Here is a 15,000-nt window from a genome sequence, read left to right as displayed (position 1 = left end):
CTCAAAGCTAAAGCCGAAGAGGTGGATATTCACCCGCCCCCATTCCTCGCTTGCAACCCTGACCAGCCTCTCGGAATGGGGGCTGAACGTCAGCACCTGTCGCATCTCTAATTTGCTGAAAACGTCGCAACTTTAACTTGCTAAAACAATGCGCGGACCCTCAGGCCTGTTCCCGCAAAGAAAGAAGCGCCTTTTCAGGCGCTTCCTCTATCATCAGAATGTCCGCTGCAGCATGATCAAGCCTTGCCAGGCGTCTGTCCCGTTGAGGACCGACTTCTTGTCGCGCCACCGCACATAAGAAATCTCCGGCGTGACGGTGAAGCCCGGAACCATTTCGTAAGCGACATTTGCGGTGGTGTAGAATGTATTCACGCCGTCATAGGAAAGCTCGGCATTGAATACGCTCTTGTTGGACATCTTGTAGGCGCCGCCGCCCCAGACCGCCCAGTCGCCACCCCATTGGCCGTAGAAACTGTTGATCGCGCGAACCTGCCCCGCGACCTGTCCGTCCTCGCCCTTGACGTCCATATAGCTGTCCTTGTTGGACTTGTAGGCTCCCATGGCCCAAAGGGACAGCTTGTCGGTAATGTTGAGATTGCCGCGCAGCTTGCCCGCCCATTCTTCGTTCCGGGCATCATAGGCAGCGACTGCGATGATGGCGCCCCAGTCCTTGGAGTATTTCACGCCGCCAACGACATGCGGGGCGTAATCGCTTATGGTGCCGTCGTAGCCGTAATCATGATCGGTGTCCTTATTGTTACCCTGTTCGAGCGCAAGGACAGCCGACCAGCCATCTTTGCCGGTATAGGTATAGCTGATCGCGGCGGTGCGTGCGCCGCCAGCCGGGATAACATCGTCGTTGAAGACGTCGCCAAGATAGCCGACGAAAGATGTGAAGACCGAATAATCAAGACCGACACGCAGCCCGCCCAAATCCACATATGCAACGCGCAACGACCCGGTGGAGCTGGAATCCGCGCCATTGCTCCATTCGAAACGGGTTTCCGCATAGGTTTTGAGCGTACCCAACTCCGTCTCGGATGCTGTGCTGGCGCGAAGCGTGAAGCGTGTGGAAATATCCCAGGTGTCGCGCTTGGTGGAGCGTTGCAGATATGGCGCACCGTCCTTGTCGGTAAAGCCGCGGCCATAGACATCATCGCCGCCCTGCATGAGATAGCGGACATAGCCATGCACCCGCAGGCAGGTTTCGGTGCCGGGTATGTAGAAATACCCAGCGCCATAGGCATCGCAGACCCTGACATATTGTGCTGCGTCCGGCTCGGGTGCGACTATGTTGTCCGCACCATATGCCACGGAAAGGCTGCTCAGAGTCGCAATGGAACTCATCGATCATAAAGTAAATCTCATTTCCCCTCACAAATATTTAAAAAGTTATTGTCAAAGATTTGCTTCGTCTTACGATCCGTGAGAATGATAGATGAAAGGAATATTTTTCTCTAATCGCAAGTTGTATTACATTAATTGTATCGCACAATTAGTTGCACGTTATTGGAGAGGAAGTGGCAATAAAGCGGGGGTAATTACTTAAAATAGTAAGCCTGACACTGAACGGATACAGTTACTTATTCTCGCGGCCCTTGGGGCCGCTTTGTCATTGGGAGGGTTTCATGTATCTACGTTTCGTTCTTGCAAGCGCTTGCTGGCTTTCCTTGGCTGGTGCCGCATCGGCTGAAATCGTGCTTAACCGCGACAGCGGCAGCGATCCGTCATCGCTGGATCAGCATCGGACAACAACGGCGCAGGAAGGCGCCCTGCTGCGTGATCTTTACGAAGGGCTCGTCACGGAAGACGGCAAGGGAGAGCTGATACCCGGCGTTGCGCAGTCCTGGGATATTTCGTCCGATGGACTGACCTATACGTTCCGCCTGCGGGAGAACGCGAAATGGTCGAATGGCGATCCCGTCACGGCTGGAGATTTCGAGTATTCGTTGCGCCGCATCATGGACCCGAAAACCGGTGCTGGTTACGCCAGCATCCTCTATCCGATCAAAAATGCGCGGGAAATCAATACGGGCAAACTGCCGGTCGATCAGCTCGGCGTCCATTCGCTGGACGATCATACGCTGAAAATCACACTGGCCTCCCCCACCCCTTATTTCCTTCCCATACTGGCCCATCAAACGGCCTTGCCGCTCAACCGGAAAGCGGTCGAGAAATACGGCGACAAGTTCACCATGGCAGGAAACATGGTGTCGAACGGTGCATACACATTGGTGAGCTTCACGCCGAATGCCCAGATCGTCATGAAAAAGAACCCGTATTTCTGGGATGCCGGAAGCGTCAGGATCGACGTGGTGAACTGGGTCCCGTTTGAGGAGCCTGCCTCGTGCATGCGCCGGTTTGAATCCGGCGAGATACAGATTTGTGGCACGGTTGCTGCCGAGCAGATGGACTATATCAAGGCAAATCTGGGAAAGAATCTGCGCGTCGCCCCCTATTTCGGCATCTATTTTGTCAGCGTCAAAGGCGAACCCGATGGCAAGTTGCGCGATCCACGGGTGCGTCAGGCCATCTCGATGGCAATCGATCGCAATTTTCTGGCCAGTGAAATCAGGCGCGGAATGATGGTGCCCGGCTATTCGATGGTGCCTCCCGGCACCCAAAACTATGTCGAGGATGCGCCACGTCTGGAATATAAGGACCAGGATATTCTCGATCGCGAAGACAGGGCGAGACAATTGCTGGCGGAGGCAGGCGTCAAGCCGGGCAGCCTTTCAGTCAAGCTGCGTTATGCCACCTCGATCAATAACAAGAACTCGATGATCGCCATTGCCGACATGCTCAAGAATATCGGCATAGAGGCGTCGCAGGATGAAGTCGAAAGCACGACCTATTTCAACTATTTGCACGAAAAGGGCATGTATGATTTTGCCTATCAGGCGTGGATTGGCGATTACAACGATCCCTATTCCTTCCTGAGCCTGTTCACCACCGGCAATTACTTCAATATGTCCGACTGGTCGAACAAGGATTACGATGCCCTCATCACCCGGTCGGAAACCATGACCGACGCCAAGGCGCGGGCGGAAACGCTTGCCAAGGCCGAGCGCATCCTGTTGAAAGAAGTACCGGTCATTCCCCTGCTCTATCCCTTGTCGCAAGCGCTCGTATCGGAACGGGTCGAAGGTTATAGCGACAATCTGACGAACGTGCACGCAACCCGCTGGCTGTCCCTCAAAACCAAATGAGGCATGCTCCATTGCAGTCTATCGCGCTTGGGCAGGGATGATCCCTGCCCTTGGCACTTCATTGTCGAAACTCAAAAACGGCTCTTTGCAAAACGTTGCTGCAGCCATTGGGCGGCGGGCCCCTGTCGCCGCCGCTTGTTCCAGATCAGTTCCAAGGCGACCGGATGTGCGCCCTCGTCGAACTGTAACCGGGGAATGACGAGTTCCGGCGCCAGCGGCGAATCCTGCAGTATATGTTCGGGAATGAACGCCCAGCCGATCCCTCTTGTGAGGATTTGCAGGATGACCCAGTGGCTTTCCACCCACCACACATCAGCGCCGACCCGCAGGCGCTGGCTTTCAGCCGTATCGCTGTGCTTTCGCGCCATGATCTGGCGAAACGAACGCAGATCTTCCCAACTGACCGCTGTTTGCGCCAGCGGGTGCGTGCGTCCGCAGACCAGCACCAGAGGCACCCAGCCGATTGTATGGAAGCCAAGTTCATCCGGCATCTGTTCGGCGCGCCACATGACCCCAAGGTCGGCCTTTCCGTCCAGCACAAGCCCGCTTATCGCGGTCGAGGGCGGGAATTTCAGTTCCAGTTCGACATGCGGAAATTCCTGCGCGAAAGCGGCAAACAGCGTGGCGATGGCGGGCTCAGGATAAAGCTCGTCTATCGCGACGACGAGGCGGGTTTCAACGTGATCGCCGAAATTTCTGGCGACTGAAATCAGGTGTTCCCGCCGGGCAAGCAGCAGGCGCGCTTCCGGCAACAGCCGCGCTCCGGCCTCCGTCAGTATCGGATTGCGGGAAGCACGGCTGAACAGTTTGACGTCGAGATCGTCTTCCAGCGAGGAAACCAGCGTGCTGATGGCGGATTGCGCCTTGCGCAGGTGCCGCGCGGCAGCCGAGAACGAGCCGTGGTCCGCGGAGGCCACAAAGGCTTCGAGTTGCTCCAGTTCAATGCTCATCTATCTGAAATCCAGATAATATCTAACTTTTCTTATCGTCAGAATAAGATAGAAGCACGCCCGTTAACAACAGGGATTAAAGGAAATGCGCAGTTTTATGGACCGTGTCCGCCATGCAATGATGTTTGAAATCATCGGTCTGGCGATCTTCATACCCGGTTCGGCCTTCATTCTGGACAAGCCTGCGGCAGAGATGGGCGTCATCGGCATTGTTTCGGCTACCACCGCGACCGTGTGGAATTTTCTGTTCAATCTGGGCTTCGACAAGGCGATGCTGCGCTTCACCGGCAGCGTCAGCAAGAGCATGATTGTCCGGGTGCTGCACGCGATCCTCTTCGAGGGCGGGCTGATCGTGCTCCTGATCCCGTTCATCGCCTGGTATCTTGGAATTTCGCTGTTGGCCGCGCTTGTGATGGATATAGCGATTGTCGTCTTCTATCTGGTCTATGCGTTTGTGTTCAATATCGCATATGACAAGCTGTTCCCCTTGCCTGTCGGTCAGGCCGCGCACGCGGTTTGACCTTTCTTCAGGAGTGATGCAGCCGCACGGAGCGAATTTGGCAGCCGGGCTCTCAACAGGGAGCGCGGCGCTTGCGCAAATTCGCCTGACGCTGTTCCCATGCGATGAGCAGCAGGCTCGCCAGCACGATCAGGAATGCACCGGCGAAGACATTTGTTGCCGGAACTTCCGCCCAGATCAGATAGCCATAGATAAAGGCCCAGATCAGACCGCTATATTCCACCGGCGCCAGCGCGGAGGCCGGTGCGTGGCGAAACCCTTCGTAAAGAAGGAACTGGCCGAGCGTCGAAACCAGCCCGAGACAGATCATCAGCACCCAGCCGGAAAGGTCGGGCTCCTGCCAGGTCCATGGAAAGGAAAGCGCGCAGGCCAGACCGAACAACAGGCTGGTCGCATACATCTGCGTCATCGTGGTTTCGCTGCGGCTGACAAGCCGGATCAGGATCGTGCTCCATGCCCAGCAGAAGCCCGCAACGATGCACATGGCGGCGGGAATGAGATTGGGCGAATGGGTCGGGTTCGCAGCCACGGTCACGCCGATGAAACCGATGGCGCAGGCGATCCACCGCCCCGGCCCGATCTTCTCTTTCAGCACGAGGATCGACAGGAACATGACCATGATCGGCGCGGAGAAATAGAGCGTGGTCAGTTCTGCAAGCTCGAGATGGCGAGCCGCATTGTAGAACAGCAACCACGCGCCGAGCATCAGGCCCGCGCGGAGCACGATGGTGTTGCGATAAGGGCTTTTGAAAATCGACGGATGGCGGTGATAGCGGATCAGCACGCCCGTGATGAGCACGATCACCAGGCTGCGCATGAACAAGATCTGCGGCACCTGATAGGTCGCGACGAGCCATTTCACCATTGCGTCCTGAAGGGCAAAGCAAGCGTAGCCGCCGCAAGCGAGGGCAATGCCTGCAAGCGGTCTTGAACTGACTGACCCGGTATTCATGGATTCCCCGATCCGGTCCAGGAATCCCGTAGCGGGATGGACCACGAACGCTGAATTTGCAGGACTGGAGCCCATAAGCAAGAGGCTGATATATGACGGCTGCAGACGGGAGCGTCAATGTAGCCGGAATGCAACAAATTGGGAGCCTGGAGCGGTTCCGGTTAAAACGGAATCGTCGGAACCGCTCTAGGTATTTGTCTTGTCGCATTATCCACCGCGTAGACGCTTCGCGCTTTTGCTGGAAATGCTCTAGAACACCAGGGATCGATGCGCCGCGGTTCCCGCCGTCACCCCGTCGGCAACCGACCACGCAACGCTGTGCGCACCGCGCGTAATGTCGCCTGCCGCAAAAATGCCCGGCACCGTCGTCGTCTTCAGCCCGTCCGTCCGTATCGTTCTGCCGAGCGGCAGTTCATCCATCGCGCAGCCGAATATGCCGGCAATTTCGCTGTTCAGGCGATTACGGGGGCCGATGTAAAGCGCATCGGCGGGCACCAGTCGCCCGTCGTCAAGCTCGACCTGCGAAAGTTCTTTCCCCTGCCCGCAGAGCGCGCGGACGGGGCTGCGTTCAATCTTCACGCCGCGCCGTTGCAGTTCTGCGAATGCCTCGGCATCTGGCTCCATTCCCTTGTCGATGAAGAAGGTTGTCGGTCCCCATTCGGAAATCAGCATGGCCTGATGCACCGACATGGGTGACAGATTGAGAACGCCAAGCTGCCGGTCGCTGAATTCGTAGCCGTGGCAATAGGGACAATGAATGACGGTATTGCCCCATCGCTCCGCGAGGCCGGGAATATCCGGCAGTTCGTCCGATATGCCGAAGGCAAGGATCAGCCGCCGCCCCTCGACGATCTCGCCACTATCGAGTTCGATCCTGAAATTGTCGATTTCGCCGCTGCCGGAAATGGCCTTGCCTCGTGTGAAGGTCACGGTCGGATAGGCTTCGACCTGCGCTTTCGCGGTTTCCAGCATGGTAAGCGGGTTGCTGCCGTCCTGCGCAAGGAAACCGTGCGAATGTTCGGCAAAACGGTTGCGCGGTTTTCCGGCGTCGATCACGCGGACAGTTCCCCTGCCGCGCGCCAGATAGGTTGCCGCAGACAGGCCGGCGAAGCTGCCGCCGATAATGATCGCATCATGACGCATGACTGCTCTCCAGATCGAACTTTACGCCGCGTTCCAGCGCGCGTTGATGAAAATCCGCGCTCAGCATGGCGAGCGTGACCTCGCCAAAACGCTCCAGAAGAAGGTTTTCAGCGTCGCTGAATGCCTTGCCGAGCGAAGCGTTAACCGCCTGTTCCACCAGGCATTCAGGCTTTTCGGCGCGGTTTCCCATGGCCAGAAGTGTCGGTTCCCCAATGGCTTCGTAAATGTCGCGCAGCGTCACCTTGTCGAGATCGCAGGCGATTTCCCAGCCGCCGCCGTGTCCCTTTTCCGAGCGGACATAGCCCTGCTCGCGCAGACCGCCCATCACGCGCCTGACGACGACCGGATTGGTGGTCATGGCCTTGGCAAGGACCTCCGATGTGACCGGCCCTCTATGTTCCGCCATGTGAAGAAGGACGTGCAGGACGCCCGATAGTTTGCTATCTCTTTTCATGTAACTATAAATGTTACGAGAATCGGCAGATGTCAACACACCCGGCGAAAAACACCGGATCAGATAAATGTGATAGCTATGGCGCGGGCTTGATTATGTAGCTGTTTCAGGCCTGTAGCAGCGCCGTTACATCACCGGGCGTATGATCGTTTTCAAGCCGTTGGCCTCACCGGCTATCAGCCGGGCATAGGCGCGTGGCACTTCATCGAGCGATATTTCCCGGTCGACAAGCTGTAAGAGCTGCGCCTCAAGATCGGGCAGAAGCCTAGCGATTTCATGCAGTTCGTCCTGATAGGCGTGGCAGCCGATCAGGCTTGTTTCCCGCTCGACCAGAATGTTGGGATCGAGTTCTATCCTGCCATGGGATATGCCGACCAGTGCCAGCGAGCCGCCGCTGGAAAGCACGTCGAGTGTTGCCTTGAGGACATTGATATTGCCGGTGGCGTCGATCGCATGGCGGATCGGCTGGCCATTGATTGCGGCTTCAATCGCCGCCTTGTCGAGAGGCACTGCGGTCGCGCCGGTAACGCTTGAAACGAGATTGGCGCGTTGGTCATTGCGGTCGCAGACCAGCACCGGACCGTCATGCAGGCGGGAGAGCAGCAGCGCTGCAAGCCCGCCGATCGGCCCACAGCCGACAACGAGAACGGCCTCGCCCGACGGCACACGCTGCCTGCGGATGGCGTGCAGCGCCACCGACAGCGGCTCGCCCATGGCGGCGACCACCGGATTGATGGCCGGGTCGTAATGAACGAGCAGACGGGCGGGAAGTGCTGTCTCCTCGGCAAAGCCGCCATCGCAGACTTCACCGATGAAGCCCAGCGTTTCGCAGACATTGTGCCTGCCGCTTTTGCAGGACGGGCATTCGCCGCACCAGTAACGGGAGTCCGCGATCACCGTATCACCCGGTTTGAAGCCGGTCACGCCATCGCCAGTCGCGGTCACGATGGCTGCAAATTCATGGCCCGCGACCGAAGGGGAACGGCTGATCCACTGTCCGGTCATGAAATTGTGCAGGTCCGAGCCGCATATGCCCGCAGCCGTCACCTTGAGCCGGACCCAGCCCGGCGCGGGATGCGCCGGCGGGTCGATGGTCTCGACCCGCAAATCCTTTGCCGCATAAAGCCGGACAGCCTTCATCGCAGCCCTCCCGGCCTTAGAGGTAATCCTTGCGGATTTCCGACACGGCGTTCTCGTGCGAGGAGAAGCCTTCATAACGCGCCAGCGTGCGGGCGTGTTTTGCAAATTCCGGATAGGCGGATGCCGTCACATAGCCGATGGACGAACGTTTGACGAAATCCGTTACAGAGAGCGGGCCATAGGTGCGCGCCCAGCGGCTGGTCGGCAGCACGGCGTTCGGGCCGAGGCCGAAATTGCCGATAACGACCGGCGTGTGGGGTCCCATCAGGATTTCGGCTGCTTCGGTGATGTGGCCGAGATGCGCGAACGGATCGGTCGAAAGAAGCTCCAGATGTTCCGGCGCATAGTCGTTGATGAACCTGTAGCTCTCTTCCACGGATGACGTCAGGACGATGCCGCCATATTTGCCGGTAAGCACGGTCCTGGAGAAGCCGACGCGCTGCTCGGTCATGCGCGCCCAATGGTCCGGCAATGCGGCCAGCGCTTCCTCCGCTACGCGGCGGCTGTGCGTGACGAGCCATGCCGATGAATCCGGACCATGTTCGGCCTCGATCAAAAGGTCGAGCGCCGCAAGCCCGCCCTTCACCGTATCGTCGGCGAAAATGACGGCTTCGGAAGGTCCGGCAGGCAGGCCTGGATCGATCACGCCGCCAAGCAGGCGCTTGGCCGCAACCACCCACGGGCTGCCGGGGCCGACGATCTTGAGCGCCGGTTTCACCGTTTCCGTGCCGTAGGCGACGGCAGCGACAGCTTGCGCGCCGCCGACCTTGTAGACGGTTTCCACACCGGCAAGCCGTGCTGCGACGAGCGTGGCAGCATCGACTGAACCATCCGGCGTTGGCGGAGTGACGATGGCAAGATCAGGCACGCCTGCAACGACAGCCGGAACCGCGGTCATCATGGTGACGGACGGAAACGCCCCCTTGCCGCGCGGAATATAGAGCGCGACGGAGCGGATCGGCGTGAAACGATCGCCCGCAAAGGCGCCGGGACGCATTTCCTTCAGCCACATGGCCTCTGGCTTCTGTTCCTCATGGAAATGGCGGATATTGTCGATGCCGAACTGGATGGCCTCGATCACGTCCTTTTCCACCTTGTCGAAGGCGGCATCGAATTCGGCTTCCGTCGCCTTGATGTTGGCCGGGTCGACCTCGGCCTTGTCGAGATCGCGCGCAAAGCGGACGAGTGCCGCATCGCCTTCCGTGCGAACGGCTTCGATGATCGGCTTCACCTTCTCGATAAAACCGGAGAGGTCGGTTTCCGAACGCTTGAGCAGTTCGGCGCGAGCTGCATCGTCCAGTTTTGCCAGTTCGTGAAAAGAAACATCGGACATGATCGGCTCCTTGCCGGTTGCTGTGGAGGCGCAACCGGTCATTTCGATTTGAGGAAGATGTCGAGCCCGACCAGCTGGTCGAGCAGGAATATGGCGGCGGCGGCACAGGCGATGAAGACGACGGAGATGGCCGCAAGGTCCGGCGTGATGATGGACCGGATCGAATTGTAGATCTGCACCGGCAGGGTGACGATGCGGGCATCGACCAGAAGCAGGCTCACCAGAAATTCGTTCAGCGCCAGAATGAACATCAAAAGCGAGCCGCTAATGACGCCCGGCACCACGACCGGCAGGGTGACGAAGAAGAAGGTCGAGATCGGCCCTGCCCCGCAATTGGCGGCGGCAAGTTCCAGATCGGCATCGAGATTGGCGGCACTTGCCGTGACGGCCCAGATCATGAAGGGCAGATTGATGACGCAGGCTGCAATCCCTACCGGCCAGAGCTGGCCCAGTATGCCCGCCTGACCGAAGATCAGCATAAGGCCGATACCGGAGCCGATCAGCGGAATGGTAAAGGGCAGCAGCAGGTAAATCTGGATCGTCTTTTCAAACCGCACGGCATATTTCGCCAGAGCTATACCAGCGAGCGTTCCGACCGGAATGGCGACGATAGTGCAGATGAAGGAGACGTAGAGCGAGCGCAGGAATGCATCCCAGAGGTCGCTCGTTCCGGCGATCTTCTGATACCATTTCAGCGAAAATCCTTCCGGCGGAAAGGTGATCATGTTGCCCGATGTGAACGACGCGCCAAGCACCACGATGGTCGGTGCGGAAAGCAGCACCAGAACGGCGATAACGAATGACCATATGACGATGGATTTCGACAGCGGCGAGGTCATTTGCGCGCCCTCCCCATGGCAAGCGTGCCTGCCCCGAACAACGTGAATACGATCCCGACGAGGATGGAGCCGACGCCGACCAGAAGCAGTGCCAGCGTCGCGCCCAGTCCCTGATCGGACGTGCGGAAGAACTGGTCATAGATCGCATTGGCGATGAAATCCTGCGATCCGCCGCCCAGAATAGCTGGTACGGCGAAGTCGGTAAGCGAAAGCGTCATCACCACCAGTCCCGCGCCGATCAGGCCCGGACGCGCCATGGGCAGCACGACATGGGCGAAGGTCCGCAGCCAGTTCGCGCCGAGCGAGCTTGCAGCCGCTTCCATTTCTTCCGGAATTGCAGTCAATGCCGGTGCGAGCATCAGTACGGCGAATGGCAGCATATACTGGATGAGACCGAACAGAACCGCCGGATAGTTATAGAGGAGCCGCATCGGCGCGATGCCGACAAGGCCAAGCGCCTCGTTGACCATCCCCTGATTGCCGAGAATGATGAGCCAGCCATAGGCGCGCACCACCTGCCCGATGAAGAACGGCAGGAACAGCGCGATCAGCAGGAATTTGCGCAAGGCAGCCGATGGCGTGCGCACCATGAGATAGGCGTAAGGAAAGGCCAGAACGAGCGTGAACACGGTCACGACGAGCGAGCCGAACAGGCTGCGCCATGCCACGGTTGCAAAGAGGCTTTCCGTCAGCGCGCGCTTGTAGTTGGCGAGCGTGTAATAATCCGACATCAGGAATGTCGAAGTGTCGAGCGTGCGCAGGCTGGTATCCGCGATCTGGATCAGGCCCAGCACCAGCAGTCCGACCAGGACAATCGCCGGAAGCAGCATCAGATAAGGTACTGCGCGATTGAACCGCGCAGGCCACAGAAAGGCTGCGATTGCTTCCAGCGCATCCATGATGCGCCAGACAACCGGATAGGCAGTGCGTGCCGCTCGCATGTCTCAATTCCTGAATATCTGAATGGGGAGCCGCCCCTGAAGGCAGCTCCTGCAATAAGGGGGTATCAGCCCTGCATGATGGCCTTGAACTTCGAGAACCACTCGCTCTCGTTTTCCACCTGCACCTTTGCCGAAATGCGGATGAGGTGTTTGAAATCCTCGTCCTTGGTCGGATAGGCCGGATCGTTCACAAGATCGGCGGGCGGGGTCAGGCCCGGCACGACGCCCGGCAGGCCAAGTCCATCGAGCCAGACCTGCTGCGCATCCTTGGTGAGCGCGAAGTTGATATATTCCTTGGCCCAGTAAAGCTCGTTTTCCGGCAGGCCCTTTGGAATCCACAGACCGTCCGTGTCGAACTTCGCGCCCTCTTCCGGGACGGTCCAGTCGATCTTGACGCCGTTCTTCTGGGCTTCGCGTGCATTGGTGGAAATGGTGCAGGCCAGATCGATTTCGCCCTTCTGGAACCAGGTGGTGAAATCCGGGTCCTCACCGAGAAGCGGCTGCTGCTGCTTCACCTTGGCGATGAAATCCCATGCGGGCTGCATATTGCCGGGAATGTCTTCCAGCTTGCCGCCACCGGCAACCTGCGCCGGGAAGTGGAAGCCGATGCCATCGTTATAAAGCGCGATGCGGCCCTTGAACTTCGGATCGAGCAGGGCGTGCCACGACTTCGGCGGGCCATCCGGGAAGGCTTCCGGACGATAGGCCAGCACATAGACATAGCCATATGTGTTGACTATCGGATAGCCATCGAGACCAACCGGCTTGGCAAGATCGGTGGTGTTCTTGAGGTTCGACAGGTCCGAAAGGTCTTCCGTCACGCCGCGCAATGCCGATTTGGTCGCATTGGTGGTCGTATCCCAGTTGACGTGGATCGGCGGAACACGCTTCTGCGCGACCGCAGCCCAGAGCTTCGGCTGGATTTCGTTGTCTTCGGTCAGGTCGTGGCGGACGGCAATGCCGGTCTTGGCAGTAAACGGATCGGACACGCCAGCTTTCAGCGCATCCACCCAGCTGCCGCCCCAGGCCCGCACGATCAGTTCCTTCGGCTTGGCCGGTTCTTCGGCAAAGGCGCGCGAAAGGCCGAGCGACGTCGTGCCGGCTGCGGCGGCAAGAGCGCCCGCGCTTTGCAGGAAGCGACGGCGGTCGAGGATCAGAAAAGGCTTCTTCAGATTGTTCATTTTGTTTCTCCTGTGGAGTTTCCCCGTAATGTTTCACTCATGCGGCAAAGACGATGAGATCGCGGGCGTTCCAGCCAAGATGCACGGTCTCACCTTCCGCAAACTGGCTGTGGCCGATGGGATCGTGGTCGAAGACACGCATCAGCGCGTCTCCCAGGGCAGGAACCCGCAATTCGTAGACGATGCGTTCGCCTTCAAAGATCGCATCGGTTACGATGCCTTCGAGCACTGTATCGAGTGCTCCATGCGCTGCGGCGCTGCCGCCAATGCGGATTTGTTCGGCGCGGATTGCGCAGGAGACATTCGCGCCGGGGGCAACGCCTCCACGCCCCTCGCCTGCCGTGCCTGCCAGAGCCGTTCCCGCATCGACCCGCACCAGATTGCCGTCGACTGAAGATGCCTTGCCGGAAATGAAATTGGTGACGCCGATGAAGTTCGCCACAAAGGCATTGGACGGGTTGCGATAGGTTTCGGACGGCTCAGCCATCTGCTGGATTTCGCCGCCATCCATGACGATAATCTCGTCGGATACGACGAGCGCCTCGCGCTGGTCGTGGGTGACGTTGATCGTCGTGACGCCGAGTTCCCGCTGGATACGACGGAATTCAAGCTGCATTTCCTCGCGCAGCTTGCGGTCGAGCGCTGCCAGAGGTTCATCGAGCAGAAGCAGGTCCGGCTCGAAAACGAGGGCGCGCGCGATGGCGACGCGCTGCTGCTGGCCGCCGGAAAGTTCATGCACACGCCGCTCGCCGAGGCCGTTGAGGCGAACGAGGTCGAGATAGCGTTCTACCCGCTCGGGGATGGAGCGCGCATCGAAACGGCGCATTTTCAGCGGAAAGGCGACGTTTTCAGCCGCCGTCATATGCGGAAAAAGCGCGAGCTTCTGGAAAACCATGCCGATGGAGCGCTTGTGCGGCGGCACGGCGCTGACGGCTTCACCATTGATGAAGATTTCGCCGATGCTCGGTTTCTGGAAACCGGCGATGAGCCGCAGGAGCGTCGTCTTGCCGGAGCCGGACGGCCCCAGAATGGTTAGAAAGCGGCCCTTGGCGAGATCGAAAGATGCCGCACGCACGGCGTGGAAGCCGTTATAGATCATGCTGACATTGTTGACCGATACGGCAGCCGGTCCGTTTGAGATTTTACGGCCAGGTCCGGTGTCGGTTGTATTCATCGCAGTTTCCCATTTCAGTCAAAGCACCGGAAGATGCTTTATGATGTTATTGCAGTCCTGTTTCGCGACTTGCTGATATTCCACTTCAGGAAAATCAGATCGAAGCGAGGTAGCCTCCGTCAATCGGTATCACCTGCCCGGTGACATAGGACGATGCGGCGCTTGCCAGAAACACCACGGCGCCCGCGACATCTTCCATCGCGCCGAAACGCCCCTGCGGAATTTTGGCCAGCATCGCCTTCTGCCACTCGTCATTCTCGTAAAACACATCGGTCATGGCGGTACGGAAATAACCCGGTGCGATGCCGTTGACGCGAATGCCGGAAGGCGCCCATTCGCTCGCAAGCGCGTGGGTCATGCCCATGAGGCCGGATTTGGAGGAGCCGTAAGGCACGGCGGTCGGCACGCCGACATAGGAGGTCAGCGAGCAGAGATTGATGATCGAACCGCCCTTGCCGTTCTCCGTCATCTGGCGGGCAGCGGCCTGCGCGCAGAAGAACGCGCCCTTGAGATTGGTCGAAACGATACGCTCCCAGAGCGCTTCGTCCACATCGAGCGACGGGCGGATTTCTTCATAACCTGCATTGTTGACGAGGATATCGAGACCGCCGAGCGTTTCCGCTGCCCGTGCGACGGCGGAGGCGCAGGCGGCGACATCACGCACATCGAGCGAAAGACTTGCCGAGGCGCGCCCATGAGCGGCGATACGGGATGCCGTTTCGGAAAGATCGCCGGACTTGCGCGCTGTAACAGCGACATCGGCACCAGCTGAGGCAAGCGCTTCGGCAATGGCCTGTCCCAGTCCCCGGCTCGCACCGGTAACCAGCGCTTTACGCCCGCTGAGGTCGAAAAGCGATAAAACCTGCATCATGTTCCCCTGCGGACCTTTGGCAAAACAATATTGTTGCCGAACTTCTACTCGTTCCGGCACTAATGTTTAGCAATTTTTTGTGGTCTCACCGACATAGGACCATCTTTTTTATATGTTGTCTATACATATATAAGCAAAATTGGATTTTAGACTTGGCCAGTCTCTCCTAAAGGCTGCTGACCGGCAAAAAGCTGCGGTCCGGCAGGGGCGAACGCACCGGAAAGTGCGGTCATGCGCTCTGATTCGGCCCCTTTCCACGGCTCCGGCAGTTGTTTCAGTTTGAAAGCAGGTTT

At 58.6% G+C, this 15,000-nt stretch carries 14 protein-coding genes; 2 read left to right on the top strand and 12 right to left on the bottom strand.

The window, feature by feature from the left end; translation table 11 throughout:
- Window positions 1-213 precede the first annotated feature (213 nt).
- Window positions 214-1,347, bottom strand: a complete 1,134-nt coding sequence (locus ACOWVS_RS02910; protein WP_075041429.1) for a porin — start codon at window positions 1,345-1,347, stop codon at window positions 214-216.
- A 281-nt stretch (window positions 1,348-1,628) separates the two neighbouring features.
- Between ACOWVS_RS02910 and ACOWVS_RS02905 the strand changes: the two genes are divergently transcribed.
- On the top strand, window positions 1,629-3,209 hold the full coding sequence (locus ACOWVS_RS02905; RefSeq protein ID WP_075041430.1) for a peptide ABC transporter substrate-binding protein: 1,581 nt from the start codon (window positions 1,629-1,631) through the stop codon (window positions 3,207-3,209).
- Window positions 3,210-3,280: 71 nt separating this feature from the next.
- On the opposite strand, the gene ACOWVS_RS02900 is transcribed toward ACOWVS_RS02905, so the two are convergent.
- The gene (locus ACOWVS_RS02900) at window positions 3,281-4,159 is read right to left on the bottom strand and encodes a LysR family transcriptional regulator (protein ID WP_075041431.1); all 879 of its coding nucleotides are present in this window, start codon (window positions 4,157-4,159) and stop codon (window positions 3,281-3,283) included.
- Between the two features lie 85 nt (window positions 4,160-4,244).
- On the opposite strand from ACOWVS_RS02900, the gene ACOWVS_RS02895 reads away from it, so the two are divergent.
- Window positions 4,245-4,679 (top strand): PACE efflux transporter, encoded by a 435-nt coding sequence (locus ACOWVS_RS02895; protein ID WP_075041432.1) that lies wholly within the window; start codon window positions 4,245-4,247, stop codon window positions 4,677-4,679.
- A gap of 52 nt (window positions 4,680-4,731) precedes the next feature.
- On the opposite strand, the gene ACOWVS_RS02890 is transcribed toward ACOWVS_RS02895, so the two are convergent.
- The 10 genes from ACOWVS_RS02890 to ACOWVS_RS02845 all read right to left on the bottom strand — a co-directional run bounded on the left by ACOWVS_RS02890 (window position 4,732) and on the right by ACOWVS_RS02845 (window position 14,704).
- Entirely contained in the window at window positions 4,732-5,631 is a 900-nt protein-coding gene (locus ACOWVS_RS02890) for a DMT family transporter (RefSeq protein WP_006471021.1), read from the bottom strand.
- 249 nt (window positions 5,632-5,880) lie between these two features.
- Entirely contained in the window at window positions 5,881-6,774 is an 894-nt protein-coding gene (locus tag ACOWVS_RS02885) for an NAD(P)/FAD-dependent oxidoreductase (protein ID WP_075041434.1), read from the bottom strand.
- On the bottom strand, window positions 6,764-7,228 hold the full coding sequence (locus ACOWVS_RS02880; RefSeq protein ID WP_075041435.1) for an Rrf2 family transcriptional regulator: 465 nt from the start codon (window positions 7,226-7,228) through the stop codon (window positions 6,764-6,766). Before ACOWVS_RS02880 ends, ACOWVS_RS02885 begins: the two co-directional genes overlap by 11 nt.
- A gap of 126 nt (window positions 7,229-7,354) precedes the next feature.
- Entirely contained in the window at window positions 7,355-8,368 is a 1,014-nt protein-coding gene (locus ACOWVS_RS02875) for a zinc-dependent alcohol dehydrogenase (protein WP_075041436.1), read from the bottom strand.
- Window positions 8,369-8,384: 16 nt separating this feature from the next.
- Window positions 8,385-9,701: a histidinol dehydrogenase gene (hisD, locus tag ACOWVS_RS02870; RefSeq protein ID WP_031346404.1), complete on the bottom strand. Its 1,317-nt coding sequence runs from the start codon at window positions 9,699-9,701 to the stop codon at window positions 8,385-8,387.
- A gap of 38 nt (window positions 9,702-9,739) precedes the next feature.
- Window positions 9,740-10,540 (bottom strand): ABC transporter permease, encoded by an 801-nt coding sequence (locus ACOWVS_RS02865; RefSeq protein WP_021586040.1) that lies wholly within the window; start codon window positions 10,538-10,540, stop codon window positions 9,740-9,742.
- Complete coding sequence (locus ACOWVS_RS02860) at window positions 10,537-11,481, bottom strand: ABC transporter permease (RefSeq protein WP_021586041.1); 945 nt, start codon at window positions 11,479-11,481, stop codon at window positions 10,537-10,539. Before ACOWVS_RS02860 ends, ACOWVS_RS02865 begins: the two co-directional genes overlap by 4 nt.
- Before the next feature lie 65 nt (window positions 11,482-11,546).
- Window positions 11,547-12,662, bottom strand: a complete 1,116-nt coding sequence (locus ACOWVS_RS02855; RefSeq protein WP_021586042.1) for an ABC transporter substrate-binding protein — start codon at window positions 12,660-12,662, stop codon at window positions 11,547-11,549.
- 37 nt (window positions 12,663-12,699) lie between these two features.
- The gene (locus ACOWVS_RS02850) at window positions 12,700-13,836 is read right to left on the bottom strand and encodes an ABC transporter ATP-binding protein (protein WP_021586043.1); all 1,137 of its coding nucleotides are present in this window, start codon (window positions 13,834-13,836) and stop codon (window positions 12,700-12,702) included.
- Between the two features lie 94 nt (window positions 13,837-13,930).
- Complete coding sequence (locus ACOWVS_RS02845; RefSeq protein ID WP_021586044.1) at window positions 13,931-14,704, bottom strand: SDR family NAD(P)-dependent oxidoreductase; 774 nt, start codon at window positions 14,702-14,704, stop codon at window positions 13,931-13,933.
- Window positions 14,705-15,000: the final 296 nt, after the last annotated feature.

Source organism: Brucella sp. IR068, from assembly GCF_049065885.1.
GTDB classification, from domain to species: domain Bacteria; phylum Pseudomonadota; class Alphaproteobacteria; order Rhizobiales; family Rhizobiaceae; genus Brucella; species Brucella intermedia.
Note: the sequence above shows the minus strand (reverse complement) of the source record. Positions and strands in the feature narration are given on the sequence as shown.

Excerpts from the sequence above, each read along its gene's own strand:
- ACOWVS_RS02910 (WP_075041429.1), bottom strand. The coding sequence starts at position 1,347 with ATGAGTTCCATTGCGACTCTGAGCAGCCTTTCCGTGGCATATGGTGCG.
- ACOWVS_RS02905 (WP_075041430.1), top strand. The coding sequence starts at position 1,629 with ATGTATCTACGTTTCGTTCTTGCAAGCGCTTGCTGGCTTTCCTTGGCT.
- ACOWVS_RS02900 (WP_075041431.1), bottom strand. The coding sequence starts at position 4,159 with ATGAGCATTGAACTGGAGCAACTCGAAGCCTTTGTGGCCTCCGCGGAC.
- ACOWVS_RS02895 (WP_075041432.1), top strand. The coding sequence starts at position 4,245 with ATGCGCAGTTTTATGGACCGTGTCCGCCATGCAATGATGTTTGAAATC.
- ACOWVS_RS02890 (WP_006471021.1), bottom strand. The coding sequence starts at position 5,631 with ATGAATACCGGGTCAGTCAGTTCAAGACCGCTTGCAGGCATTGCCCTC.
- ACOWVS_RS02885 (WP_075041434.1), bottom strand. The coding sequence starts at position 6,774 with ATGCGTCATGATGCGATCATTATCGGCGGCAGCTTCGCCGGCCTGTCT.
- ACOWVS_RS02880 (WP_075041435.1), bottom strand. The coding sequence starts at position 7,228 with ATGAAAAGAGATAGCAAACTATCGGGCGTCCTGCACGTCCTTCTTCAC.
- ACOWVS_RS02875 (WP_075041436.1), bottom strand. The coding sequence starts at position 8,368 with ATGAAGGCTGTCCGGCTTTATGCGGCAAAGGATTTGCGGGTCGAGACC.
- hisD (WP_031346404.1), bottom strand. The coding sequence starts at position 9,701 with ATGTCCGATGTTTCTTTTCACGAACTGGCAAAACTGGACGATGCAGCT.
- ACOWVS_RS02865 (WP_021586040.1), bottom strand. The coding sequence starts at position 10,540 with ATGACCTCGCCGCTGTCGAAATCCATCGTCATATGGTCATTCGTTATC.
- ACOWVS_RS02860 (WP_021586041.1), bottom strand. The coding sequence starts at position 11,481 with ATGCGAGCGGCACGCACTGCCTATCCGGTTGTCTGGCGCATCATGGAT.
- ACOWVS_RS02855 (WP_021586042.1), bottom strand. The coding sequence starts at position 12,662 with ATGAACAATCTGAAGAAGCCTTTTCTGATCCTCGACCGCCGTCGCTTC.
- ACOWVS_RS02850 (WP_021586043.1), bottom strand. The coding sequence starts at position 13,836 with ATGAATACAACCGACACCGGACCTGGCCGTAAAATCTCAAACGGACCG.
- ACOWVS_RS02845 (WP_021586044.1), bottom strand. The coding sequence starts at position 14,704 with ATGCAGGTTTTATCGCTTTTCGACCTCAGCGGGCGTAAAGCGCTGGTT.